Annotated in this window: 26 protein-coding genes; 20 read left to right on the forward strand and 6 right to left on the reverse strand. The window is 33.6% G+C overall.

Annotated features, from left to right (window positions below):
* Positions 1-70: 70 nt before the first annotated feature.
* From EKN01_RS01920 to EKN01_RS01930, 3 genes are all read left to right on the forward strand, one after another.
* A complete protein-coding gene (locus EKN01_RS01920) occupies positions 71-262 on the forward strand; it encodes a PspC domain-containing protein (protein WP_129044743.1) in 192 nt (63 codons plus the stop codon).
* Positions 263-384: 122 nt separating this feature from the next.
* Entirely contained in the window at positions 385-861 is a 477-nt protein-coding gene (locus EKN01_RS01925) for a LysR family transcriptional regulator (protein ID WP_164966346.1), read from the forward strand.
* On the forward strand, positions 837-1265 hold the full coding sequence (locus tag EKN01_RS01930) for a LysR family transcriptional regulator substrate-binding protein (protein WP_241685250.1): 429 nt from the start codon (positions 837-839) through the stop codon (positions 1263-1265). Before EKN01_RS01925 ends, EKN01_RS01930 begins: the two co-directional genes overlap by 25 nt.
* A gap of 46 nt (positions 1266-1311) precedes the next feature.
* On the opposite strand, the gene EKN01_RS01935 is transcribed toward EKN01_RS01930, so the two are convergent.
* Positions 1312-1854, reverse strand: coding sequence for an NADPH-dependent FMN reductase (locus EKN01_RS01935; RefSeq protein ID WP_099974540.1), 543 nt, complete (start codon positions 1852-1854; stop codon positions 1312-1314).
* A 246-nt stretch (positions 1855-2100) separates the two neighbouring features.
* Here EKN01_RS01935 and EKN01_RS01940 point away from each other — a divergent pair, with 246 nt between their 5' ends.
* Positions 2101-2727 carry a hypothetical protein gene (locus tag EKN01_RS01940; RefSeq protein WP_241685227.1) on the forward strand — a complete coding sequence of 209 codons (627 nt, stop codon included), beginning with the start codon at positions 2101-2103 and terminating at the stop codon, positions 2725-2727.
* Between the two features lie 90 nt (positions 2728-2817).
* Positions 2818-3798 (forward strand): zinc-binding alcohol dehydrogenase family protein, encoded by a 981-nt coding sequence (locus EKN01_RS01945; RefSeq protein WP_129044746.1) that lies wholly within the window; start codon positions 2818-2820, stop codon positions 3796-3798.
* A 34-nt stretch (positions 3799-3832) separates the two neighbouring features.
* On the opposite strand, the gene EKN01_RS01950 is transcribed toward EKN01_RS01945, so the two are convergent.
* Complete coding sequence (locus EKN01_RS01950) at positions 3833-4609, reverse strand: Cof-type HAD-IIB family hydrolase (RefSeq protein WP_129044747.1); 777 nt, start codon at positions 4607-4609, stop codon at positions 3833-3835.
* A 111-nt stretch (positions 4610-4720) separates the two neighbouring features.
* Between EKN01_RS01950 and EKN01_RS01955 the strand changes: the two genes are divergently transcribed.
* Positions 4721-5455: a response regulator transcription factor gene (locus EKN01_RS01955; RefSeq protein ID WP_129044748.1), complete on the forward strand. Its 735-nt coding sequence runs from the start codon at positions 4721-4723 to the stop codon at positions 5453-5455.
* Between the two features lies 1 nt (position 5456).
* A complete protein-coding gene (locus tag EKN01_RS01960; RefSeq protein WP_129044749.1) occupies positions 5457-6938 on the forward strand; it encodes a sensor histidine kinase in 1482 nt (493 codons plus the stop codon).
* Between the two features lie 36 nt (positions 6939-6974).
* Here EKN01_RS01960 and EKN01_RS01965 read toward each other — a convergent pair whose 3' ends face one another.
* On the reverse strand, positions 6975-9116 hold the full coding sequence (locus EKN01_RS01965; RefSeq protein ID WP_129044750.1) for an LTA synthase family protein: 2142 nt from the start codon (positions 9114-9116) through the stop codon (positions 6975-6977).
* A gap of 102 nt (positions 9117-9218) precedes the next feature.
* Here EKN01_RS01965 and EKN01_RS01970 point away from each other — a divergent pair, with 102 nt between their 5' ends.
* Entirely contained in the window at positions 9219-9833 is a 615-nt protein-coding gene (locus EKN01_RS01970; RefSeq protein WP_129044751.1) for a VanZ family protein, read from the forward strand.
* A 65-nt stretch (positions 9834-9898) separates the two neighbouring features.
* Positions 9899-11239, forward strand: coding sequence for a glucose-6-phosphate isomerase (locus tag EKN01_RS01975; RefSeq protein ID WP_129044752.1), 1341 nt, complete (start codon positions 9899-9901; stop codon positions 11237-11239).
* A 22-nt stretch (positions 11240-11261) separates the two neighbouring features.
* On the opposite strand, the gene EKN01_RS01980 is transcribed toward EKN01_RS01975, so the two are convergent.
* Positions 11262-12911 carry a DUF6792 domain-containing protein gene (locus tag EKN01_RS01980; protein WP_129044753.1) on the reverse strand — a complete coding sequence of 550 codons (1650 nt, stop codon included), beginning with the start codon at positions 12909-12911 and terminating at the stop codon, positions 11262-11264.
* Positions 12912-13050: 139 nt separating this feature from the next.
* Between EKN01_RS01980 and EKN01_RS01985 the strand changes: the two genes are divergently transcribed.
* From EKN01_RS01985 to EKN01_RS01995, 3 genes are all read left to right on the forward strand, one after another.
* Positions 13051-13272, forward strand: coding sequence for a transcriptional regulator (locus EKN01_RS01985; RefSeq protein WP_129044754.1), 222 nt, complete (start codon positions 13051-13053; stop codon positions 13270-13272).
* A 13-nt stretch (positions 13273-13285) separates the two neighbouring features.
* Complete coding sequence (locus EKN01_RS01990) at positions 13286-15364, forward strand: AAA family ATPase (RefSeq protein WP_129044755.1); 2079 nt, start codon at positions 13286-13288, stop codon at positions 15362-15364.
* Between the two features lie 167 nt (positions 15365-15531).
* Positions 15532-16866 carry an NCS2 family permease gene (locus EKN01_RS01995; RefSeq protein ID WP_129044756.1) on the forward strand — a complete coding sequence of 445 codons (1335 nt, stop codon included), beginning with the start codon at positions 15532-15534 and terminating at the stop codon, positions 16864-16866.
* 200 nt (positions 16867-17066) lie between these two features.
* Here the strand turns inward: EKN01_RS01995 and EKN01_RS02000 are convergent, their stop codons facing one another.
* A complete protein-coding gene (locus EKN01_RS02000) occupies positions 17067-18413 on the reverse strand; it encodes an MATE family efflux transporter (RefSeq protein ID WP_129044757.1) in 1347 nt (448 codons plus the stop codon).
* A 312-nt stretch (positions 18414-18725) separates the two neighbouring features.
* Between EKN01_RS02000 and EKN01_RS02005 the strand changes: the two genes are divergently transcribed.
* The gene (locus EKN01_RS02005) at positions 18726-19349 is read left to right on the forward strand and encodes a LysM peptidoglycan-binding domain-containing protein (RefSeq protein ID WP_129044758.1); all 624 of its coding nucleotides are present in this window, start codon (positions 18726-18728) and stop codon (positions 19347-19349) included.
* Positions 19350-19387: 38 nt separating this feature from the next.
* On the opposite strand, the gene EKN01_RS02010 is transcribed toward EKN01_RS02005, so the two are convergent.
* Positions 19388-19825 (reverse strand): ACT domain-containing protein, encoded by a 438-nt coding sequence (locus EKN01_RS02010; RefSeq protein WP_129044759.1) that lies wholly within the window; start codon positions 19823-19825, stop codon positions 19388-19390.
* Positions 19826-19941: 116 nt separating this feature from the next.
* Here EKN01_RS02010 and EKN01_RS02015 point away from each other — a divergent pair, with 116 nt between their 5' ends.
* From EKN01_RS02015 to EKN01_RS02040, 7 genes are all read left to right on the forward strand, one after another.
* Entirely contained in the window at positions 19942-20622 is a 681-nt protein-coding gene (locus EKN01_RS02015) for an NAD(P)H-dependent oxidoreductase (protein WP_129044760.1), read from the forward strand.
* Complete coding sequence (locus EKN01_RS07790) at positions 20615-20791, forward strand: NUDIX hydrolase (protein ID WP_164966347.1); 177 nt, start codon at positions 20615-20617, stop codon at positions 20789-20791. Before EKN01_RS02015 ends, EKN01_RS07790 begins: the two co-directional genes overlap by 8 nt.
* A 174-nt stretch (positions 20792-20965) precedes the next feature.
* On the forward strand, positions 20966-21559 hold the full coding sequence (locus tag EKN01_RS02020; protein ID WP_164966348.1) for a WxL domain-containing protein: 594 nt from the start codon (positions 20966-20968) through the stop codon (positions 21557-21559).
* A gap of 39 nt (positions 21560-21598) precedes the next feature.
* Positions 21599-22177 carry a WxL domain-containing protein gene (locus tag EKN01_RS02025; protein WP_129044762.1) on the forward strand — a complete coding sequence of 193 codons (579 nt, stop codon included), beginning with the start codon at positions 21599-21601 and terminating at the stop codon, positions 22175-22177.
* A gap of 17 nt (positions 22178-22194) precedes the next feature.
* On the forward strand, positions 22195-22755 hold the full coding sequence (locus EKN01_RS02030) for a WxL domain-containing protein (RefSeq protein WP_129044763.1): 561 nt from the start codon (positions 22195-22197) through the stop codon (positions 22753-22755).
* A gap of 203 nt (positions 22756-22958) precedes the next feature.
* Positions 22959-23999 (forward strand): WxLIP family cell surface protein, encoded by a 1041-nt coding sequence (locus EKN01_RS02035; RefSeq protein WP_164966349.1) that lies wholly within the window; start codon positions 22959-22961, stop codon positions 23997-23999.
* A gap of 26 nt (positions 24000-24025) precedes the next feature.
* Positions 24026-26491 (forward strand): lectin-like domain-containing protein, encoded by a 2466-nt coding sequence (locus tag EKN01_RS02040; protein WP_129044765.1) that lies wholly within the window; start codon positions 24026-24028, stop codon positions 26489-26491.
* The last annotated feature ends 82 nt before the right edge of the window (positions 26492-26573 follow it).

Below are 26573 nucleotides of genomic sequence, written 5' to 3' on the forward strand. Positions count from 1 at the left end.
GGCATATTTAATGATTTATTTATCCTGAAGATGTTATTATTGAATAAATAATAACTAAGGAGTGAAAGTTATGCATATTCCAATTAAAAGATCTGCCAATAATAGATTAATTGCTGGAGTAGTTGGTGGTATCTGTGAAAAATTCGGTTGGAGTCCAGCACTTGGAAGAATTGTATATTTAGTACTAGGAAGTATGTCATTCTTCGCAGGTATTCCAATATATCTTGTTTTATGGTTATTAATGGAAAAACCAGATTATTAAAAAGCTGAGCAATGTGCTCAGCTTTTTATTTTGTCTTTTTATTTTAAATAGAAGCGGAAATGAGTATTTGTAAAATGATATAATCAAAGTATTCTAAAATGGAATACTTGGGAGCAACTGCGATGAATATAAGAAAGTTAGAAGTTTTTTTAGATTTATCAGAGACTCTTAGCTATTCAGAAACAGCGTATAGATTATTTACTACACAAGGTAATATATCTAAAATCATCAAATCATTAGAAGAAGAATTAGGTACTCAACTATTTGAACGGTCACATCGCAATATAGTTATGACCGAGTCTGCAAAAGCAATACTGATTTACGCTCGAGATATCGTTTCGCAAAATAATCAGCTGATTGAAACAATTAATGGCATGAATAACAAAAATGGTAGTCAAATTCAATTAGATACTATACCAACAATGTCTAGTTATAAGAGTTTTTCTATTTTATCTAAGTTCATGGCAAAAAATCATCAAATAAATTTTAAACTTACTGAAACTGAAGGAAGTTTAAAATTTATAAACTCAAAAATGAAGAAACACAAATCGTTTTTACAAGAGTATTTGAAGAAATCACCGAGTTTGATTCAGTCTTGATGGATGAAGATGATTTTGTTTTAGTATCACCTTCAAGTAGGGATCTTAATAACCAAGAAGAATATATAGATATTAGTGAATTGGCAAATGAAAGCTTCATTTTGCGTAATGAGCAAACAAATTTATATAAATCTGTAATTAATTTATTTGAAAAGAGTGGGATTACACCTGATATCTTTTATAAAGGTAATAGATTTGATTTAATTGCAGAAATGGTTGCAGAAGGTATGGGATTGTCTATTGTTCCCAGAAAAATTGCTGAAAGCATGACTTCAAATAAGATAAAAATAATTGATATTATTGAATCACCACAAAGTAGACTAGGATTTTTAAAAAACAAAAACTTCCGACAGGATAATATTGATCAATTTTGGAATGAAATCAAAAAATATGAATTACAATGAAATGCTAATAAAAAAGGTTAAGCCATTTGGCTTAACCTTTTTTATTTTAATATTTATTAAGTAGGTCAATATAAGCATCTACAATACTTTGTAGATATTTAGCTGTTCCTTCAACTAAAGTACCATCTTCTTGAAGAAGATCTGCGATATTTCCAAGGTATGCTTCTGGGTTTGTTAGAGTAGGCATATTAAGGAATGCAAGTACTTGTCTCAAGTGGTTACTTGCACCGAATCCACCAATTGCACCAGGTGAGTTGCTGATGATAGCAGCAGGTTTGTTATTCCAAACACTTTGACCCCATGGACGTGAAGCTACATCAATAGCATTTTTTAGTCCACCAGGAATTGAACGGTTATATTCAGGTGTTACAAAAATAATACCATCTGAATTCTTAACTTTATTTCTAAATTCAGTAAATTCAGGAACATCTTGTTCATCTGAATCTTGGTTATAAATAGGAAGATTTGAAAAATCTAGAAATTCTACATCATATCCAGCAGGAATCATGTTTTTAACGTTGTTAGCAACTTGTCCTGAAAATGAGTTCTCTCTCAAACTACCAACTATAATACTTATTTTCTTTGTCATTTAAATGACCTCCAATTTTGTTATGAGATTAATCTAGCATAAGATTTTAGAATTAAAAAAAATTCTTTCTCGAAAATTTGTTTTTTCCTAAAAAAGTACCTAGTATTACAGAAATGTTACACATATATGGATTTCTGGGATTTATTTCATTTAAATGTAATCATTCTGTAACATTATTCTTGTATAGTGTGCTTTATCGGTTAAAAAATAGGGGGTATATTTATTAAACGATTTAGAAAAAATATAATGGTAGTTAGTGGAGTACTACTAACAATGGTTACTGCAACACATTTGAATGCAGAAGCTACAGTGGATCCTATGAAGGATCCAAGCTCCGCACTTACCGTAAAATACGACCATAACTTACTTGGTGTCTTCGGTCAAAAGGATAAAACTTCAAATGTTACTTTAAATAAAGTTGTATCTGTAGGCGAAGATCGTAATTTTATTCCAGGTGTTGATGGGAGCGGGAAAAATGTTTCTTCCGAAAAAATAGAGAGCATCAAGGAAGAACAACGCAAAGAAGATGAAAGAATTGCTGAGCAACAAGCTGAAGCACAAGTAGCTGCTCAGGTTCAGGAAGTTTCATATGTACCGACAACAAAAACAGTAGGTAACTTCAAAGTAAGTTTTTATGATCCGGCTGTATTAGGATCTGATATGGGCTACGACGGTGTTGCAGCCAATTTTGGAGTTCTACCTAGAGGTACAAGATTAAAAATAACTACTTCTCAAGGAGATGTCTGGTATCGCACAGTTAATGATACTGGAACCTTTGCAAGTTCAAATCCATATCAGATTGATGTTGCCATGCCTGATAGCTTGGTTCCATCATATGGAATCACTTCAGCAACAGTTGAAATCGTGTATTAAAAATAAATAACCGAAAGCCGACAGCTTATGTTGGCTTTTTTATTTTATAAAGTATTTAATTATATCTATTAAATATAAAGGGGTTAAATAATGAAAGTTTATTCTTATAAAGATAGTAATTCTAACAGCTTAACAGAGTTTGATTTAGACAAGCCAAAGGCAGAGAGATTTGATCTATTAGTAGAAGTTGAAGCCATTTCAATTAATCCAGTAGACATAGCAGTTAGAAAAAATATTGAAGATAATGATAACCATAATATATTGGGATATGACGGCTATGGTACTGTAACTGAAGTTGGGGAACAAGTAACTGATTTCAAAGTTGGAGACAAAGTCTTTTACGCTGGTGATATTTCCCGTTCAGGTAGTAATCAAGAGTACCAATTGATTGATTCTAGAATTGTCGCTCTTGCACCTAAAAAGACAGATATATCTGATAGCATCGGACTACCATTAGTTTATATGACAGCAAGTGAGTTGTTATATGAAAAATTGGGTAAATTGAAAGGTAAGACAGTTCTTATAATCAATGGTGCTGGTGGTGTCGGTTCTATTACTACTCAATTGGCTAGTAAAGAAGGTATGACAGTCATATCAACTGCCCATGGTGAAGATAAAAGGGCTTGGGTTGAAAAACTAGGCGCTGATCATGTAGTAGATCACTATCAAGACTTAGTTGAACAAGTTCATGAATTAGGTTTTGAATATGTTGATTATATTATCGGATTAAGTGACAATACTCCGCACTTTGAGGAAATTATAGAATTAATTAGACCATTTGGAACATTTGCAACAATAACATCACTAAAAAATTTGGATTTAGATTTGTTGAAAAATAAGTCTGTAAATATAGAATATGAGTGGATGTTTACAAAAAGCTATTTCCAATTAGATGATCTAATGCAAACTCAGGGTAAATATCTATCTAAGCTAGCTGAACAATTGGACTCTGGAGAGATTTTGCCTATAACTACTGAAGTTATTAATGGAATTGACGTCGAAAAAATTAAACAAGCAACTAAAATGGTCGAAGATGGACATATGATTGGAAAAGTTGTTTTAGTTAAATAAAAAAAGACTTTTGAGACTATTCTCAAAAGTCTTTTTAAATTAGTCCATAATGTTTCAATCCGTTGGCAATACCGCCATTAATATTTTCTGAGGTAGTATATTCAGCAGCTTCCTTAGCTTGATCAGATCCATTTCCCATAGCAATACCATGGTCAACTGATGACAACATTGGAATATCATTAGCACCATCACCGAAAGCGTAAGTTGGCTTATCTTCAAGATCAAGAGTTTTTAAAATGTGTTGAATACCAGTCATTTTAGTAACATTCTTATTAACTACGTCAATTGAATATTTTCCTGTTTTGTAGAAATTTAGTGAATCAAAAAATTCGGAATAACGATCTATATCATCTTCTGAAATGATTATCATCATAGGAATTTCATGATTTAAATGAAAATCACTGTCAATTTTAGGCATTTTTATGTTTACCATGTTATAAAATGAAGTAGCGGTATCAGATGATTTTATAAGTCTAGTATCTGTTGCTGAATGCAATCCAACAAAATCGCCTAATTCATCAACCTTATCAATAACTTGGGAAACTACATCAGTGTCCATAACACTCTTATAAATAACATCATCTTGATGTTTAACATAGGCACCATTTAGAGTAACCAAGGTATCAATACCCGTTGGCTTTGCAGCATCTTGTGCTTCGTCAAATGATCTACCAGTACTAATAACAGGTAAATAGTTATTAGCACGAAGTTGATGAACGGCATCGGCTACATCTTTATCAATCTTAGTTTGATTGTTAAAAAGTGTTCCATCGAGGTCGAAGAATACAGAACCTTTATAGTTATTTTGCATATTAGTCACCAGCCTTATATAATTAAGTCTATTACACGTAATATAGTAGCAAGTTTTTCGTGATTATTATAGAGTTATTTTAGAAGAAATATAGAAATTGGAGTTTTATATATGAAAATATTAATGATTGAAGATAATAAATCAGTATCAGAAATGATGGGAATGTTTTTCCAAAAGGAAGATTGGGATGCTACATTTTCATATGATGGAAATGATGCCGTCGAAGTATTTAATCAAGATCCTGAAAGTTGGGATATGATTACATTGGATTTGAATTTGCCTGGTAAAGATGGAATGGAAGTTGCTAAAGATATCCGTAAGGTTTCAAAGACTGTTCCTATTATCATGCTTACTGCTCGTGACAGTGAAAGTGATCAAGTTCTAGGACTTGAATTTGGTGCAGATGACTATGTAACCAAGCCATTTAGTCCGATAACTTTGATAGCAAGAATTAAGGCTATTCACCGTAGAAGTGAAAATATTTCAGAAGCAGCTCCAGCATCTAATTCTGAGAGTTCTAATAGTCAAGGGTATGATATTGATACTGGATTTTTCAAGTTGAATTCAAGTACTCGTGAAGCTTATCTAGGAGATGCAGCGATTGTAGATTTGACTCCTAAGGAGTTCGATTTGCTAAAGACCTTAGCAAGTAAGCCTAAGCAAGTATTTACTAGAGAACAATTATTAGAGCAAGTATGGGATTACGACTACTTTGGTGAAGAAAGAACTGTTGATGCTCATATCAAAAAGTTGCGACAAAAGATTGAAAAAGTAGGACCTCAAGTAATTGAAACTGTTTGGGGTGTTGGATACAAATTCGATGATTCAGGAGTAAACAATAAATAAAATGAAGTTAATGTATCAAAACATGTTGAGTTTCATGATAGTTATATTAACCACATTGGGTATTATTTTGTACACCGTTACAAGTTATACAACTAATTGGGAATATAATTCTACGTATGAAACATTAGAGAGTTATGCGTACAACATGGAAAAAGTGGCATTAAGTAAGAATCCAGATGATGGTAATATTCAAAATATTACTGATGAAAACATGGATTTTTTGAGACAAGTTTTGGCACAACACTCTGTTCAGTTTGGGGTTTTTGATGAGAACAATAACCAAGTATACCCATCTATGCCATCAAGTGGCTTTACTAATCATCTAAAAAGTAAGTACTGGGAAAAGATGAAAAAAGGACAAACTATTCGTTATATTCAAAATGCAGCAACATCAGATGGTCGTCCTAAATTAGAAAATGGCAACAATTTGAGTTATGTATGTGTCCTAGTTCCTTGGTTTGAGGATGGTAAGTTAGTAGCAGTTATTTGGGTAGGATCGAATGTTAGTCAGATTCAATCAAATATTGTTGAAATTAAAAACCGCCTATATCTTGCACTACTTATCTCATTATTAGCTTCTATTATCTTGAGTTTCATTCTTTCAAGATATCAAGTAAATAGAATCAACAAACTTAGTTACGCAACAAGAAAAGTTGCTAATAACGATTTTTCTGTTCATATTGATAGTAAAAATAGAGATGAATTAGATGATTTGGCAAATGATTTCAATAAGATGGTTACCTCACTACGTGAATCAGATGAGGAAATTAATCGCCAAGAGTTAAGGCGTAAAGAATTCATGGCTGATGCTTCTCACGAAATGAGAACACCATTAACTACTATAAATGGATTACTTGAAGGATTGGCCTATGATGCTATACCTGAAGAGTCCAAAGCACAAAGTATAGAATTAATGAGAAATGAAACCAATCGTCTAATAAGATTAGTCAATGAAAATCTAGATTATGAAAAGATTAGAACTAATCAAATTTCCTTGTCAAAACAAGAATTTGATGCCAGAGTTCCACTCAGAGACATTGTTTCACAGCTGCAAAAGAAGGCAGAAGATGCCAATGACAAGATTAATTTAGATCTTCCTGAAGAAGAGTTAAAGACTTACGCAGACTATGATCGATTTGTTCAAGTTATGTTTAATGTTCTTCAAAACTCTATTCAATTCACTACCAGCGGTTTCATTAATACTACTGGATTTAGGGATGAAGAAAAACATGCTACCATCTTTAAGGTTAGCGATAACGGGATAGGGATGTCCGAAGATCAGGTTAAGAATATTTGGGATAGATACTATAAAGCAGATGTATCACGTAAGAATCGTAAATATGGTGAATCTGGTTTAGGATTATCAATTGTTCATCAATTAGTTCAAAATCATGGCGGTGAGATTAAAGTCGCTAGTGAACTAGGAAAAGGAACAACCTTTACAATTACTTTCTATGATGAAGGTCATGAACTTAAAAATTAAGCATAAAAAAAGCAACTCTCATTGAGAGTTGCTTTTTTATTTGTTAAGAATATTATCCCAACTATCAATATCAGTTCGATCGCCATTAAGTTCAGGTGCATCTGTTTTATATAGATCAGTTGTGGATTTGTTACCATTTTTAGAGTAGACACTTGTTGATTTATCTCCAAGGTTATCACGTGTGGAAATAAGTCTTTGGATTTGATCATTGTAGACATTCAATGACGGATCAACAGGTGTGAATCCGTTAGGTGTATAGAAACGTAATAAGTTTTTATTTGTTATGTTGTCTGATACATCTAGGAGTGCATCTACTTGTTTTTGCCATTTGGAAATTTTTTCTTTCAAATCGGGATTCAAACTAAGGTCTATTTCTTCGCCGGTATCATTTTTGAATACTTCATGCGAGTCACCTTTTTTAATAACGGTATATTTAGGAGTAACGAAGCTACCTTTTCTAAAGGCAACTATCTGGTTATGATCTTTTGATAACAGATCAGTTCCTAATTGCACGTATCCCTTTGTATTAATACCTGCTAGATGTAATAGGGTAGGAAGAACATCGACTTCACCACCATATGTATGCTTAATTCCACCTTTTAGACCAGGCATGTGGAACATAAGAGGAACTTTCTGACCCTGACTATTGATAAAATCAGCACCATCTTTATCAGAATTTACGTAGCCTAACTGTTTTGCAAAAACAGAGTTATCTGCAGAATTTAAGCCATAATGATCACCATATAGCATGATTATTGAATTATCATAAATACCACTGGCTTTTAAATAATCAAAAAATTCTTTTACAGAACTATCTAAATAATTGGCAGTTCCAAAATATCTGTTTACAGTACTACTTGATGTATTAGGAATAACATCCTGGTCAGTGTTAGCACTGTCTAACTGATAGTCAGTATGATTGGAAACAGTTATAAATTTAGTATAGAAAGGTTGTTGCATTTGTTCTAGGTATTTTGCACTTTCAGCAAAAAGCAATTTGTCTTTTAAGCCATATTGAGTAAGTGAGTTTTTTTCACTAGCATCATAATAGTTTTGTGAGAAGAAGTAATTGTAGCCGAGGTTTGGGTAGACTTTATCACGTCCCCAAAATCCTGGAGTATTACCATGGAAAACTGCACTAGTATATCCCTGCTCTTGAGCAAGGATTGCTGGTGCGGCTTGGAAAGTATTATCTCCACCTAAACGAACAAATAAAGATGAGCCTCCATTTTGTCCAAATGTACTTGTTTCCAAAAGGTTTTCTGCATCGGCAGTTCTACCTTCACCAACTTGGTTATAAAAATTATCAAATGATAGAGTGTTTTTGTCATTATATATACTATTCAAAAATGGTGTTACTTCATGACCGTTAACTTTGGCACCAATTAATTGTTGTTGAAAACTCTCTAGGTGAATAATGATGATGTTTTTTTGCTTTGCTACACCAAAGTACTCACTGTTAGGGGCAGCATATCTATCACTAACATAGTCTAAAACTTCATCCATATCAGTGCCGACAGCCTCTGATCTGGTCTGATTGGTTTGAATGGTTTTAACTGAGTCATATGCAAGGAAAGAATTAAGACCTAAATATTTAACAACATAATTCCTGTCGAAACCTCTACCCAAAAGTTGCGGACGATTCGACTCAGCAAGCATTAGATTGAAGAATAGAAAAAATATCCCAAATACTAGAACAGCTGAAGCTGTAAGTTTGCGTAGTGGTGCAGGGTTAATTTTAATTATTTTGAAAGCAAACAATCCAAGAATTATTATGAAATCTAAGAATATGATAATATCTGTAGGATGCAACAGTGTATTAACACTACCGCTCAAACCCTTAGCAACCTTAGTAGATCCCGCTATAGTGCTGTAGGAGATAAAGTCATTAAATTGTCGATAATACAGAACGTTAGCGTATAAAAAACCAGTTTCTACTATGTAAACCAGTCCACTAATAATGTAAGAAATAACTGCTCTGTTTATAAATAAGGGCAAACTCAACAGTATAATGGTTGTAGCTATAGGATTGAGTATAAGAATAATGTGTTGCAGTGGATTTTCTATACCTAAAGAAAAATCGGTATAGTACACAAAAACTGTTTTAAACCACATTAACAAGACTAGCAATGCTGTAAAGCCTAACCTTGTATTGAAAAATGTCTGTATTTTTTTCATAAAAATTCCCTTTTTTTATGTTGTAAGTGCTAATATCAGTTAAAATTAATCTATATATAGATTATATACGGATTTTGATATTTTTGGAAGAAGGGGAGAAAAATGATATTTCTAGGGCCAATATACAATGAAGTGGTCAAATTGTATGCAAATAAGATTAATCACTTCCCGTTGATATCTCTGAGTTTTCATGCTTTTGACAAGGCAATTTTTTATACATTGATTTTCATATTTTTACGAGTGATCTGGATTCGCAGAAAAAATCTTCATGTAAAACCAGCAAGAGAATTTTGGTTAACCTTCTTCTTGTTCTACATATTACTCCTTTATTTCCTAACGGTATTTAGGGATGGGTATTTTCCTTGGCAGTTCCATTTTGAATGGCACAGATCGTTGTCATATATTAATACCGAACCCTTAATCGAGACGTTTAAATTGTCTCATGGAATATCTAAAGTTGATTTCTATTACAATTTATTTGGCAATATATTGTGGTTTATTCCAGTCGGAATATTCCTACCTTATCTATGGAGTAAGAATATGAAGTTTTATCATATTGTTATCTATGGTGCTCTGATATCATTATCAATTGAAACATTGCAATTTTTCTTAGCAACAGGTGTTTCAGATATTGATGATGTAATCACTAATACAATTGGAGCAATTGTTGGATATATTTTGTATAGGGCTGTTCATTCGATAACTAAAAAAGTATAATAAACCATGAATTATTAATTATTGATAATTAATTTATTTTCTAGGGTATGGAGGAGAAACGAAAAATGACACACATTAAATTTGATGATTCTAAGTTAGACAAATTTGTTCATCCAAATGAACTTGCTGAAATGCAAGCAATGGTTAACGCAGCTGATGAACAATTACGTAAAGGTACTGGTGCTGGAAGTGATTTCCGTGGCTTTATCGATTTGCCTGTAAACTATGACAAAGACGAATTTGCTCGTATTAAAGAAGCAGCCAAGAAAATTCAAAATGATTCAGAAGTATTTATTGGAATTGGAATTGGTGGATCATACCTAGGAGCACGTGCAGCTATTGATTTCTTGAGCTCATCATTCTACAACTTGAAGAATGAAAGAAAAGTTCCTGAAGTATATTTTGCAGGTAACTCTATTTCACCTAACTACTTAGCTGATCTTCTAGATCTTATCGGAGATCGTGATTTCAGTATTAATGTAATTTCTAAATCTGGTACAACTACAGAACCATCAATTGCTTTCAGAATTCTAAAAGCAAAACTTGTTGAAAAATACGGTAAAGATGGTGCCAAAGATCGTATCTATGCTACAACTGATCGTGCTAAAGGTGCACTTAAATCAGAATCAGATGCAGAAGGATATCAAGAATTTGTTGTTCCTGATGATATCGGTGGACGTTTCTCAGTTCTTTCAGCTGTAGGATTATTACCCATTGCTGTTGCTGGAATTGATATTGACAAACTTATGGAAGGTGCTGCAGCTGCTCGCACAGACTACTCAGACGCTGACCTTACAATAAATGAAGCATACAAATATGCTGCTTTACGTAATATCTTGTACCGCAAAGGATACACAACAGAATTGTTAGAAAACTACGAACCAAATCTACAATACTTTGGTGAATGGTGGAAACAATTGATGGGTGAATCAGAAGGTAAAGACCAAAAAGGTATCTACCCATCATCAGCAAACTTTTCAACAGATCTTCACTCATTAGGTCAATATATCCAAGAAGGTCGTCGTAACTTGATGGAAACAGTAGTTATGATTGACAAACCAAGATTTGATATTGAGATTCCTTCTGAAGCAGAAGATCTTGATGGATTAGGATATCTTGAAGGTAAGACAATGGACTTCGTAAACAAACGTGCTTATGAAGGTGTTGTTTTGGCTCATACAGACGGTGGAGTTCCTGTAATGAGTGTTCACATCCCTGAACAAGATACATTTACTTTAGGATACTTGATTTACTTCTTTGAAATCGCCGTTGGTATTTCAGGTTACCTAAATGGTATCAATCCATTCAACCAACCTGGTGTTGAAGCATACAAGAAGAACATGTTTGGTCTACTTGGTAAACCAGGATTTGAAGAAATTGGAAAAGAATTAAATAAGAGATTGTAATATAAAAAAGCTAACCGTTAGGTTAGCTTTTTTTGTTGTTTGATACAAAGAATCTTGCTCCTTCTGATAGATGCAAATATAGAATAAGTTCCATAGTCTTAGGATTTATACTTCGTAAAAATTTAAGATAACTTGTTCTTTCTAGTGTTTGGGAAATTACATTCTTCCGCATACTTTCAGATAGGTCTCTAGTTACTTCATCAGGAGTTACTGTAATTAGTTGAGAAGTGTACAAGTAATTTATGAAATCAGTATAAGCTGAATATACATAAGGATCATTGAGATTATTATATAGTAATCTCAACTCTGAAAAGATGTAAGCGGCGAAATATCGAACTACATCTACTGAGTTACTAGATTCTTCTAATTGTTTGAACATTTCGGTTTCAAACTTCATGAGCCATTGAATTTCTTCTCTGGTAAGGAAGTTGTACAAATCTACTTTAAAAGGATGCTCAAACGGAAGCTTACTATCAATTTTTTGACCAATCCAAATTGTATTTGGTAATCGATAAAACATCTGTGTTAAATCATGGTCTATATAGTCATTTCTTACTTCCGAAAAATCTAATCCGGTAATGTCTTTAAATTTTTGAACCGTTTCAGAATTACCACCGATTTGAGTAGCATTAAGGACACGATCCCAGATTTCATTAGTGAACAAGTCTGGTTTAATAAGCCTGATTTGCTTCAGCTGAATAGGAGCAGAATTCAAATTATAAACAGAATCAAATTTATGAGTTATCAACTGAATAGATTGAACAAGATTACCGCCAAGCGAATGTCCTAGTCCATATATTTGGGTTGACGGATCAAGCTTATCACTTAAAAATTCAATAAACTCTAAAGACTGTTTTATTTGTTCAAGACTGTGATCATTACCAGCTAAAATTGAATTTACATTGTATCGCCAATCTAAATAGTTTTCCCAAATAATCTTATCGTATTTGGTTGTAAATGATTTTTCTGAGTAATCAATATTAGCCCCAGTACCTTTGAATACAACGAATGAATATCTTTGATTGTAGACAATGAAGTTGTAGGCTAAAGCAGATAGTCCAGATTCTTTAGCGCCTTCAATCTCATTTCTTACATCAATAATATTAATATAATCTGGGAAAACTCCAGTAGATTTATAAAAAACAATACGAACATAATCTGATAATGGAATAAAATCTTGAAGATAGATATTGTCTTCATCTAATTGAATCAGACTGTGTCTTAATTGAGAAGACTCCATAGGGGAATCTTTGTAATTACGATTTATTGGAAATACATCAGGTCTGATGCTGTATATTATAGAAAGTAACTGGTAAATTAGTGATCTATATGAATGATTGCTAATTTTTTTTATTTGGTTAATTAGGAATAGTGAATCTTTATCAGTTGGCAAAGATATATTTAGATTGATTGATCCTAATTTTTTTAAAGTTAAAATGATTTCCGCAGAGTTTGCACTTTCGCGTGTATTGAAATCTTTATTTTCATTGACACGTAATAGTAAATCATTGAGCAACAGTGTTCTAAACTTAACTATTGATTTCAATTCATTTCTCAATGGAGTGATATCAAAATCAGTTTTCATAATTGTCTTATGTAATTCTAGATCGATTTGATCAATTTGGTCGGTGGTTTTCTCTAATTTGGAAATAATTATCATTATATTTTCCATAAAATTTCCACCTTTCTTCTTTAGTATCCCCATAATAGAAGCTTTTATCTAAAAAGTCAAAATTATTTCACATTTGTGGTATTTCACACTTGTGTTATATCACAAATGTGGTATACTATATTTTGTGGAGGATAGAGTTATGAGGATTGACATTAAGTCATATATAAATGACAAAGATTTATCGATTTATGTGATAGCAAAGAAAAGTGGATATGGTTATACCACCTTGCATAAATCCTTTAATAAAACACAGACTTCCGCAACTTCAATTAATTTAAGAGATATAGAAGCTTTAGCTAAAGCACAAGATATCGAAATGTGGAGAGTGCTCAAAGAGCTAGAGACTAAATACCTCGACTAGGAGGATTTTATTTATGGCAAATTCATTTTGGGACGACGATAGATTTTCAAATAATGACATGGACCAAATTTTTAACAGACTATTAGGACAAATGCCAAATAGCGAAAATGGTTCTCAAACAAAATATTATGTTAATGGTAAGGAATTAACTCCTGAAGAGTTAGCTCAATATCAAGAACAAAGAACAGCTTCAAATATTAAACAACAAGATAAAAAATCAGATTATTTAGACCAATTAGGACGTAACTTAACCAATGAAGCTCGTGAGGGCTTGTTGGATCCTGTTATTGGTCGTGACAAAGAAATTCAGGAAACTGCAGAAATTTTGAGCAGAAGAACAAAGAATAATCCTATTTTAGTGGGTGACGCAGGTGTTGGTAAGACAGCTGTCGTTGAAGGATTAGCACAAGCCATTGTGAAGGGTGACGTTCCCGCAGCAATCAAGGATAAGGAAATAATCTCAGTTGATATATCTTCACTAGAAGCCGGTACTCAGTATCGTGGTGCATTCGAAGAAAATATTCAAAAACTTATTTCTGAAGTTCAAAAAGCTGGTAATGTTGTACTATTCTTTGATGAAATTCATCAAATTATTGGTACAGGATCAACAGGTTCAGAAGGTGGCAAGGGCTTAGCTGATATTATTAAACCCGCATTGAGTAGAGGTGAAATTTCAGTTATTGGTGCTACTACTCAAGACGAATATAGAAATACAATTATGAAAGATGCTGCTTTGGCACGTAGATTTAATGACGTGACAATTGAAGAACCTGATAAAGATGCTACATTAGCAATTCTAAAAGGTTTGCGTAAATCATACGAAGATCATCACAATGTTAAATTGTCAGATGATGTTCTAAAAGCAGCCGTTGATTATTCAGTACAATATATTCCTCAAAGAACATTACCAGACAAGGCAATCGATCTAATCGATATGACAGCTGCTCATTTAGCAGCCAAAAATCCTGTAACTGATAAAGTTAGCTTAGAAAAATCTCTTAAAGAAGCTCAAAATCAAAAGGATTTAGCTGCACAAAGAGAAGATTATGAAGCTGCTGCAAACTTGAAAAAAGAAATTGATGGACTAAACAAGAAATTAAATTCTAGTTCAGAATCTGCAGAGCCAGCTAAAGCAACTATAAACGATATTGCTGAATCAGTACAAAGATTGACAGGTATTCCTGTATCTCAAATGGGTGATAGCGATATTGAGAGATTAAAAGATATGAACAAGCGTATTAAGAGTAAAGTAATCGGACAAGATGAAGCAGTGGATATGGTTGTTAGAGCTATTCGCCGTAACCGTGCCGGATTTGATGAAGGCAATCGTCCAATCGGAAGTTTCTTATTTGTTGGACCTACTGGTGTTGGTAAAACAGAGCTAGTAAAACAATTGGCTTCTGACATGTTCGGAAATAAGAATGCTGTTATTCGTTTAGATATGAGTGAATATTCTGACCTTACAGCAGTATCCAAATTGATTGGTACAAGTGCTGGTTATGTTGGATACGAGGACAATGGTAATACATTGACTGAACAAGTAAGACGTAATCCATACTCAATTGTGCTACTTGATGAAATTGAAAAAGCTAACCCTCAAGTATTAACATTGCTATTGCAAGTTATGGATGATGGTCGTTTAACAGATGGTCAAGGTAATGTGGTAGATTTCAAAAACACAATTATCATTGCTACATCTAATGCTGGATTTGGAAACAAAGATACAGAAGATGTAGAATTATTCGACAAATTATCACCATTCTTCAGTCCGGAATTCTTGAACAGATTCAATGGTATTGTTGAATTTACACATCTTACAAAAGATGATTTGAAACAAATTGTTGATTTGATGATTGACAATGTTAATGAAAATCTAGCAAAAAAAGATATTACTTTAACTGTTACTGATGAAGCTAAAGAATGGTTGATTGATGAAGGTTACGATGAAGCAATGGGCGCAAGACCATTACGTCGTGTCATTGAACAACAAATTAGAGATAAAGTAGCAGAGTTTTATCTAGATAACTTGGACGTTAAGAATTTGATTGCTGAGTTGGATGAAGGAACTATCGTTATCAAAGAAAATAAATAATTAATAAAAGATTAGGCATATATGCCTAGTCTTTTTTATTTGTTACACTAAAACACGAACATTATTAGTGAATTTAAATATTAATGTTGGCTTTTAACTTGAAATTAATCATTAAAATATGTAATAATAGATATTGTTAAAAATATTTACGAATTAAGGGGAAAATTGTGGACACACAAGTTCAGAGTAGTTTAATAGAGAGATTATTCCATTTGAATGAAAATGGAACTACAGTAAGAAGAGAAATTCTAGCTGGATTAACAACGTTTGCTTCTATGGCTTATATTTTGTTTGTTAATCCTCAAGTACTAGGAGATTCAGGGATGAACAGTGGGGCAGTATTTACTGCAACTGCATTATCCGCAATACTAGGATCTGTACTTATGGGTATCCTTGCTAACTATCCAATTGCTGTTGCACCTGGTTTGGGAGATAATGCATTTTTCTCATACTCAGTTGTTATCGCCTTAGGTATTCCTTGGCAAGTTGCTATGTCTGGTGTATTCGTTGCCAGTTTATTATTCTTATTGATATCAGTATTCAAGCTTAGAGAGATTGTCATTGATGCTATTCCGCATGATTTGAAGTTAGCAGTCTCTGCTGGTATTGGTATGTTCATTACCTTTGTAGGTTTAAAAGGTGGGGGACTGGTTGTTGCAAATAAAGCCACACTGGTTGAAATGGGATCATTGTCTGTTCCTACCACATGGTTGACTATCTTAGGTCTTTTAGTTACTGCTGTTTTGATGATTAGAAAAGTTCCGGGTTCAATATTTATCGGTATGATTGTAACTACAGTTACAGGATTAGTTACTAAATTAATTCCAATGCCAACACATTTTGTATCAGGAATACCAAGTCTAAAACCTACATTTGCTGAAAGTATCTTCCATTTAGATAAGATGATTGTTGAGCCAAAGATGTGGGCTGTTGTTATTATTTTCTTACTAGTATCGTTCTTTGATACTGCTGGTACACTTATTGGTATTGCTGAACAAGCAGGTTTCATCAAGGATAACAAGATGCCAAGGATTGGACGTGCTATGCTAGCTGATTCTATTTCAATGGTAGGTGGTGCTGTTATGGGGACAACACCTACAGTTGCATATGTTGAATCATCTGCAGGTGTAGCTGTTGGTGGTAGAACAGGATTAACTGCAATTAGTACAGGATTCTTTTTTGCAATTGCTATGTTTTTCTCACCAATTCTAACTATGGTTACTTCTAACGTCACAGCTCCGGTACTAATTATTATCGGTATATTGATGTCTCAATCATTGAAATATATTGCTTGGGACAAATTCGAAATTGCATTACCAGCATTCTTAACAATTGTTGCTATGCCATTAACTTATAATATTTCATATGGTATCGCCTTTGGATTCATATTCTATCCATTCACAATGATTGCCGCAGGTCGCCGTAAAGAAGTTAATCTAGTGATGTATCTACTACTTGTGGTATTTGCAATACTTATGTATGTTGTAAATATATTATCTTAATCTTATGACACAATTTATTCACAGTTTTATAGATAATTAGGCTCAAATAACTAATATTTTTTTCAAACATACTTGTTAATATAATCTACATAATCTAATACAAAGATTATTATTAATAAATTGAAAAAAATAGGAGTGCCTCATATGAAAGATATTAAAACAAACAAGGGATTGCCATTTGGCAATCCCTTTCTTTTGTTCTAATTATTTATATCAATCTCTTTTTCTCTTAAACGTTTTAGTTCAAAGTTCCAAGTACTTACTAGAACTAAGACTGATCCGATCCAAGCTAGTGGGTTAGCCATGGCTGCTCCATAAAATCCGAAGATTCTAACTAAAACTAAACTGGCAAAGACTCTCATAAATAGTTCGGCAATTCCTGCAATAGTGGGTGCTTTCTGATTTCCCAAACCTTGTAATGTATATCTTACGATAAATAAAATCGAAAGTATAAAGTAAGATGAACCATTGAAATAGTAGTAAATTTGAATTAATTTTAGAACATTATTTTCTGGTCCATTCATAAATAGGTGAGAAATATTCTGACCAAATATGATTAATAAGAATCCGATGATAATACTTGAGATGATTGAAATAATCAGACCATCTCTTACCCCTCTCAAAATACGAGAGTATTTCTTAGCTCCTAAATTTTGAGCTGCAAAGTTAACCAAAGTAATTCCAAAACTCATGGCAGGTAAGGTTGCTATTTGTTCAACTCTACCAGCGACAGTATATGCAGCCACTGCATCAGGTCCCAAAGTATTGAGAGAAAATTGTAGAATTATTGAACCAATGGCAATTATTGATGCTTGAAATCCCATGGGCATACTTATACGTAAAAGTTCTTTTATTTCTTTCCAGTCAATTTTGAAATCAGACCATCCCAAAATTAGAGCTGGTATGTTTCTTCTTATATAAAAGAACAAAATTACCATGGTGATTCCTTGGGCGGAAACCGTAGCAAAACCAGCACCAGAAACTCCCATATGAAATACTAGTATAAATAGTAGTTCCAAAACTACGTTGAGAATAGTACTTACTATTAAATAGAATAAAGGAACTCTTGTGTTACCCAATGCTCTCATTGTGTTGGCTAAGAAATCAAACCCAACAAAAGTAAAAGTACCACCAAAGATTACTTCCATAAAAATGAACGAATCATGAATTAAGACATCAGGTGTATTTAATAGCTTTAGTAGGGGATAGGCAAAGGACATTGCCAAAATTGTGATAACAATAGAAGTTCCTATCGAGATAAGTAAACCAGAGGCAAAACTCTTCTTAACTCCTTTTTCATCACCAGAGCCATATCTTTGAGCCGACATTATGGATAATCCACTTGTCATACCTTGTGCAAATCCGATTATTAGAAAAAATATTCCCCCACAGGCTCCAACACTGGCAAGAGCATTGACACTGATTGTTTTTCCGACAATCAAAGTATCAATGAAGCTATAAAATTGTTGAAAAAAGTTTCCAAGTAGCAAAGGAATGGTATAAAGAAAGATCACTTTCATTGGCTTTCCGACCGTTAAATCATTCAACTTTGTTACCTCCTCCTTAAAAATGTAAAAATTATGTCATTTAACGACAAAGATACGCTAAAATAAGCGATAATTTAAGTTAATAAGTAAATTTTATAAAAAACATTAGTTTTTTTCTGAAAAATCAGAAAAGATAAAACATAGTGTTTTCAATGGTCTAGACGATTTTATATTTCATAACCATTACCAACATGACAAATAGTGATTTTTTGTAATTAATTAACATTGTTCGTGTAATATCTAGCTGTTAGTATAATCCCCATAGCAAATGAGTGCTATCAAATTTACTTACATAAAGGATGTTTATATTAAATGAAAAAAACACTACTAACTACTACTATAGTTGCTGCCTTCGGAATTTTTTCAGCATCTACAGCAAATACTGCACAGGCTGCAGTTGCTAACGGTAACGGAACAGTTACTGTAGAAGCAGGAGATACATATAAGAGTATTGCCGCTAACAACAATATGACTATTGCTCAACTAGAACAAACAAACGGAAGAGAAGTTGGTGGGTTCGACTTGATTTTCCCTGGGGAAGTAGTTTATCTACAAAATACTTCATCACAATCAGCTCAAACACAATCTACAGCATCAACAACAAACTCTACAGCAACAGTATCTAATGAATCATACACACCACAAGTTACAACAACATCAGCAGCTACTTCAGCTGGATCATTCAAGATTAGTTTCTACGATCCTGCTGTTTTAGGATCAAGCATGGGCTACAACGGTGTAGCTGCAAATCTTTCAGTATTCCCAAGAGGAACACAATTAAAGATCACACTTTCAAATGGTACAGTACTATACAGAATAGTTAATGATACAGGATCATTTGCTTACAGCAATCCTTATCAACTAGATGTTGCTATGCCAAGTTCACAAATTCCTGGATATGGTGTTACAACAGCATCTGTTCAAGTTATAGGATAATTATCTAAAAAAAGCATGCCTTATAGGCATGCTTTTTTTTATTCCATTCCAATTAATTGAAAGTTGGAAACTTGTTTTAATTCTTTTATTCTTAAAATTAAGTTATCCATAGAGATGTTTAAGTTTTTAATATCCATCGAAACACTGACGTTAGCCATGTTATTAATTGGAATATTCTGATTAATAGTCAAAATATTGGCATCAGATTCAGATATTATCTGGAGTACCTCTGCTAATAAGCCACTTTTATGTTCAATCATAAAAGAAATTAAGGCATGACGATCATTCTTATGCGTGTTTTCGTTTAGAAAAACCAAATCCTTGTATTTATAAAAAGTACCACGGCTAATATCTACAGCTTTCACAGCTTCACTAATATTTTTTGCTGCTCCAGATTTTAGAAGCTTTTGAGCTTCAGCAACTCTACTTACAGAATCAGATAAAATAGAACTATCTACTATATAATACTTTTCCATAATTTTTCTCCGCCACTTGTTTCTAACATAATATCACGAATTATATTCGGATATTTACGTATTTTTATTATATGTGAATATTTGTTATCCTTTAACCATGAAAGGGGTCTAATATTTTGAAAACATTAATTGTTATTTCCCATCCAGATATAGAAAATTCCAATACACAGCAGTTTTTATTGCAAGGTGCAAAACATCAAAATGTAGATACACTTCATTTAGACAACTACAGTTTTAATAGCCAAGCTAACCAACAAAGTGATCTTGAGAAATATGACAGAATCATATTTCAGTTTCCACTCTACTGGTACAGTGCGCCATATAGTTTGAAAAAGTGGATAGATGAGGTTTTTACTAGAGGTTTCGTCTATGGATCTGAATCTAAACTGATAGGCAAAGAGTTTGGGATTGTTGTCTCAACAGGTATGCCTGAAAAGAATTTTGCTGTTGGTGGTGGAGATGGTTATAGCATTGACCAGATAATGACACCTTATTATGCACTTGCAAGAAGAGCAGGCATGCAAATTCTTCCTACCCTCAAAGTATTTCAATTTTATAATATGAGTGAGCGAGAACACATGAACTTACTTGTAGATTATCAAAGATACATTACTCAAAAATATCCAGACACACTAGAAAACAAAATAGAATGGTTTATTAATCAATTTGATGAACAAGTTGATGAGTTTGACAACTCTGAACCAGTAAAAAATCTCTTAGAAGATCTAGGTATAGAGCTAGACACTCTGAAGTTAACCGTTGAGGATATAAAGAATGGGGGAGACTCTAATGAATAATTTTGAGTGGGTCAAAGAACAATTACAATCATCTGAAGATTCTCAGAGTAGCTATTTATCTAAGTCTTTTGTAGTTAGTCTTGAAAATTTATTCGATGATATCGAAGAGAGAAAGCAACAATATGAATATGAGATAGACGGTAAACTATGGGATCATGGTAGTTGGTAAATATCAACATAATAATTAATCGTTTATGGTAAAAAAAAATTTCTATAGTTGATTAAATTCACTATAAATATTTTGTTATAACTATTACATAGGCATTTAGTGTTTTTATCGCAAATGTTTTTTAGGGAAATCATTCAAATTTATACCAGTATTTTTGAATTGAGAGGAATTATTATGAGTAGAAAAATTCTAAAGGCTTCTGTTCTAGGCTTAGGCCTGCTAGCAGGCGCCGTATCTACGGTTACAGCCAATATTCAAGCTGCAGATATCGATCCAAATAACATCACGGATGTTCATGATACAAAAGCTACCATTGATTTAAGTGCAGGAAACCTTTCTTTGAATTCTGTACCCACAATTGTATTTAATAGTGGAACTGCTGGTCTGGCAAATACGCTGACTGCAAAAACAGCGGGTGACCTTGAAGTTAGTAATCCAGGTAATGAAGCTGGCTGGAGTGTTACTCTAGATGCTTCAGCATTTGTAGATAGTAGTAAAGCAGTATTACTTAAGGGACCAGTATTCCATTTTCCAGCAGGTGTAGTTACTGAAGATAGTGGTGGAGATGTCACAATGCCAACTTCACATGAAGTTACTGATCTTATGGGCATGGGAGCTATTGAAGTACTATCAGCAGGTAGTGGTGAAGGACTAGGTACATTCACTACAAAATATAATTTAGATGATATAACATTAAAAATTCCATCTGGAAACGTTTCCGGCGAATATAAGTCTACCTTAAACTGGACATTAACAGATGCACCATAGTATCATATATATATAATTCAATTAAGGGAGAATTTATATATGAGAAAAACACTACTAACTACATCAATCCTTAGCGTAGCAGTGCTAGGAAGCATAGTTGCACCTACTGCTGTATTGGCTGATACAGAAGGATCTACAACAGCTACTGCAAGTCTTCAAGGTGGGGATCTTGCGCTTGTTTCAGTACCTAATTTCAAATTTGTACCCGGTACTGCTGGTCTAGCTGACAGAGTAACAGCAGAAGAAATTTCAGACCCAATCAAAGTTTCTAACCCAGGTAACATCGAAGGTTGGACTCTTACAGTAAACGGTACACCATTTATTAATGATTTAGACAAAACTACTGAAATTAAGGGTGGAGTATTTAATCTATCGGCTGGTACAGTTGCAGCAACATCAGAAAATGGTGTTACAGAAGGACCTACAGCTACTGAAGTTGCAAATATGTCTGATAAGACATCACATACTATCCTTTCTGCTACTGCAAACAATGGTATTGGTGAATATACTGATACATTTACAAATGATCAAGCTATCTTAAAATACCCAGCTGGTAATACTGCTGGATCATATACATCAACATTAACATGGACACTTGTTAATGGTGTTACAGCTTAATTAAGGGAGAATATACTATGAAAAAAACACTTATTTTTGGTGCAGCCGCTGCACTTGCTTTAACAACAATGGCACCTACAGTTGCATCAGCAGCTGTAACAAATAGCCCAAAAACATCTGAAGCTGATGTTACTCTAGACGAAGGTAATCTTGACCTTACTAAGGTTCCTAGTTTCACATTTGGTACAATCAATGCCGGTGTTGCTTCAGACTTGAAAGCAGCTCCAAAAGATGATCAACTAACAGTTACTAATGCCGGTGTTATGACTGGATGGAATGTTACAGTTAGTGCTACTGCCTTCACTGACGATGCTAATACTTTGACACTTAAAGGTGCAGCATTGTCTCTAGAAGCTGGTACACCTACATCTGACAGTACAGATGGTGTTCCTACAGCCAAAGCTGTTGCAATCAATGATCAAGAAAACTCTGTTTTCTCAGCTGCAGCTGGACAAGGTCTTGGTGAATGGGTAAATAAGCTTGGTGATGGTCAAGCAAGATTGGTTATTCCTTCAGGATCACAACCAGGAAGCTACAAGTCAACACTTACATGGACATTGACTGACGCTCCTGCATAATCTATCATTTATAAAGTAATTTAAGAAATCAATTCTATGATAGAATTGGTTTTTTATTTTATATAGAAAAGTTAAAATCAATTCAAAATAACAAAAAAAATTATAATAAAACTGAAAAAACGCTAAAATATCTAGTGCTATAATCTAGTAGAAGGCGATATAGGTTTCTATATTTCATGTTTTTTCGGTTGAGGAGAATATTTATGAAACGAAAGTCTTTAGTATTAGGGATACTTGCTTTATTTTTAGGTTTAGGGACAATATTTGGAATCCAAACAGTTAAAGCTGAAGAAGTTTCTTACAACGTATCTGCAGAGAAGGCAGATAATCAGATCAATCCAGATGTAACTTACTTCGATCTTTTAGTTGATAAGGGTTCTAGTCAAGAATTGACTATTTATATTCAAAATAAAAGCTCATCAGCAAAGAAATATAAAGTTTCTGTGAATAGAGCATTGACTAACCGTAATGGTGTTATTGATTATGCTAGTCATGGTACTAAGTTAGATTCATCTACAAATTTTGATATTGAAAAAATGGTATCAAAACCACAAACAGTAACAGTAGAAGCTAACTCTACAAAACAAGTTAAGTTACAATTGAACACTCCCAATGAAGATTTTGATGGTGTAATTTTGGGTGGTATTAGAGTGGAACAAGAAAACCAAAATAATACTGCTAAGAAATCAAATTCTAAACAAGGCGCAACAATTGTTAACAAATTTGCTTATGTTATTGGTTTGCAAATCAGACAAAATCAAAACGAAGTAGCACCTGATTTGAAGATGAATAAAGTAGGAGCACAACAGTTCAATTATTCAAATTATATTACTGCCAACTTGCAAAATATAAAACCAACTGTTGTTCACAAATTAGAGGTTAATGCCAGAATTACAGAAAAAGGCAAGAATGCTACAGTGCTGAAAGCCAAGAAGTCTAACATGTCTATGGCACCTAACTCTAATTTTGATTTTCCTATCAGTACCAATGGTAAAGCTGTCAAGGCTGGTAATTATACTATCTATGTTAATGCTCAGTCTAGTGATGGTCAGTACAAGTGGTCATTCAAGAAAGACTTCGTGATATCAAATGCAGATGCTAACAAGCTTAATAACTCTGCCGTAGATGTTAAGAAGGGTGTTAACTGGTTCTTGATTATACTTATTGTATTCTTATTAATTATCGCAGGTCTCCTAATATACTTATACTTCAACCAACGAAATAAGAAACACACTCGCAAATAATGATTCACAAATTATGAGGTATAACGATGTTTAAAAAAAGCCAGAAAAAATATCTTAAATATGCAGTTTTAAGTTCAGCATTGTTTTTAGGGGTTGCTGGAATTACGGCTAGTTCTACTAAGGTAAAAGCTGACGACTCAGTAGCGAATGCACTAAAATCAGCTCCTTTAGGTGTATCCTTATCTGATGGATCTACAGGTATTAAACTATTTGAACCCGGTACTATAAAGGGTGGTTTATTGAATATATCTAACGTTAATGATGCATCCGTTAAGTCTTCTACAAATTCGGATTCAGCTGGTACTGATGTACTTATTATTAACCAAGGTGACTCAGGAGCTTGGCTAGGATTAGGTAGTGCAGCTTCACTTGGAACCATGTGGTCAACTAATATCAATAGATTTGATTTGAATAAAGATCAAACTGTTTCCATGTGGGTGTACTTTGGTAATAGAGGTAGTAAGGCAGGATCTGGTATGGCATTTGTTGTTCAAAATGATCCTAATCCAACCTCAGCCACAGGTTATTCTGGTGGAGCACTGGGAGTCTATGGTTCAGATTCTAATAGAGGTGTCGCAGGTATTGGTGATTCTGCAGAAAAGAGAGTAGCTGGTGCCGCAAAGGAAGCTGTTCAAAATTCATTTGCAATTGAATATGATACGCAGTCTGATTCAACCAAGGGTACAGGTACTGGTTGGGATGTTATTTCAAATGATGGAAATGCCGCATTTCCTTCAGGACACATGGCAGCAACTTATCCAGCAGATACTAGTGCTTATAATGGTTTTACATACAACTATCTAGGTAGTCATCCTTACTTAGCTATAAATCATACTGAACTTGGTGGTTTTCTAAAACCTGAAAATACTGATAGTACTGATACGGTTATAGCTTCTGATGGTCAATGGAGACATACAACCGTTCATTATGATAGTGCTAACCAAACTATGACATACTCTATCAATGATAAAAAGCTAGATGGTGAAGATTTGACTCACCCAGATTATTCAGATCCAAAACATCCTTACTTCTATAAGTCTGTTACTGTACCATTTGACAAGAGTAAAATATTTGCTAAAGAAGGTGAAACTTCAGCTGCAACAGGTAAGGTAAGATATGGTTTCACAGGTGCTACCGCAAGTAGTGCTTATGAAACAAATGCCGTGGTATTCGACAAAGTACCTAATGTTGTCGATGCTGATGGTGCTGTTAAAGTAGTTGATAAATCTAAGAATGGTAAAGTTCTTAAAGCAGGTGATGAGGTATCACCTGGTGATGAATTGACATATACATATGACTTAAGTTACTTAGGTGGATTGCAATCATGGCAAAACATCAGAACAACAGCAACTTTGGCATCTGAAATGCAACAAGATGGAAATAACCTATTTAATTTCCAATCTACTACAGATAATCCTACAGCAGGTACTGTTACATATCGTCTAGATTCTAATATTTTAGATACAGTAACTTTGAATATGCAGAATGGTGGTAATTTAACTCCTAATACAAATACAGTTAAGTATACTCTAAATTCTAATCTTTCTGGTTCATCTAAGAATGGTGCTTTATTAACATTCACAGGTAAAGTAGGGGATAAGACAGATGATAACGAGGACGTCTTTGCAGATGCTACACCTGCTATCTTCCAAGGTAATAACCATTTGCTATACCTTACACCACCTGACTTCTACGTCAGAACTAAGAAGGACATGGCTCTTGAAGTAGATCCTAATGAAAGAGTTACACCTGACGTTACTGACCAAGGTGCAACAACAGTATTCTACGAAGATGAAAATGCTGTCTTGAGTCCTCATGTTAGTTTTCCTAAAGATGATGCAACCAACAACTTCAATCCAGATAATGTAACTATGGATGTTACCTTGAATGGTACTCTTCTAGATCCTAGCCAATACAAGATAGTTGTAGATCCTAATGGTACTGGTGCTGATGATATATATCAAGTACAAATTAGTAATAGCATGATAAATATTGGTGAAAACAATGTCAAAGTTAAGGCAAACTATACTGGTGATTCTCATAGTAATGAAGTTAACTATGTAGTAACTAAGAAACCTAAGGATTCATTAAAGTTTGGTGATGTTAGTGATCAAGCTTCATTCGTAGGTGGTAATCTTGAAGGACACACAGACGAACACAAGAGAGATTCTGATTGGAAACTATCAGTTGCTGACGGAAGATTAGGAACAACAACTTGGAATCTTTATGCAGAATCTACTGATTTCATGAATGAAGATCAAGAAGAACTAATCGGAACACCTATATTCAATGATGGTACTAACTCATCATCTATACAAGGTCAATCAGCTCTTGTAGCTTCTTCAACAACATCAGAAGAATTCCTTCTTACAGATATCATTAAAGATGTTTGGAATGAACAAACTGGTGTTAAACTAGAAACAACATCTAAGACTAAACCAGGTTCATATTATGGTACTATTACATGGACATTGGCAGACGTTCCCTCATAATAAATAATAAAAAACAGCAAACATTGTTTGCTGTTTTTTTTATTAATTTATATTAAAACTTCGTTGATCAAATTACGCAAAA

It is taken from the genome of Companilactobacillus metriopterae (genome assembly GCF_004117915.1).
Lineage (GTDB): Bacteria > Bacillota > Bacilli > Lactobacillales > Lactobacillaceae > Companilactobacillus > Companilactobacillus metriopterae.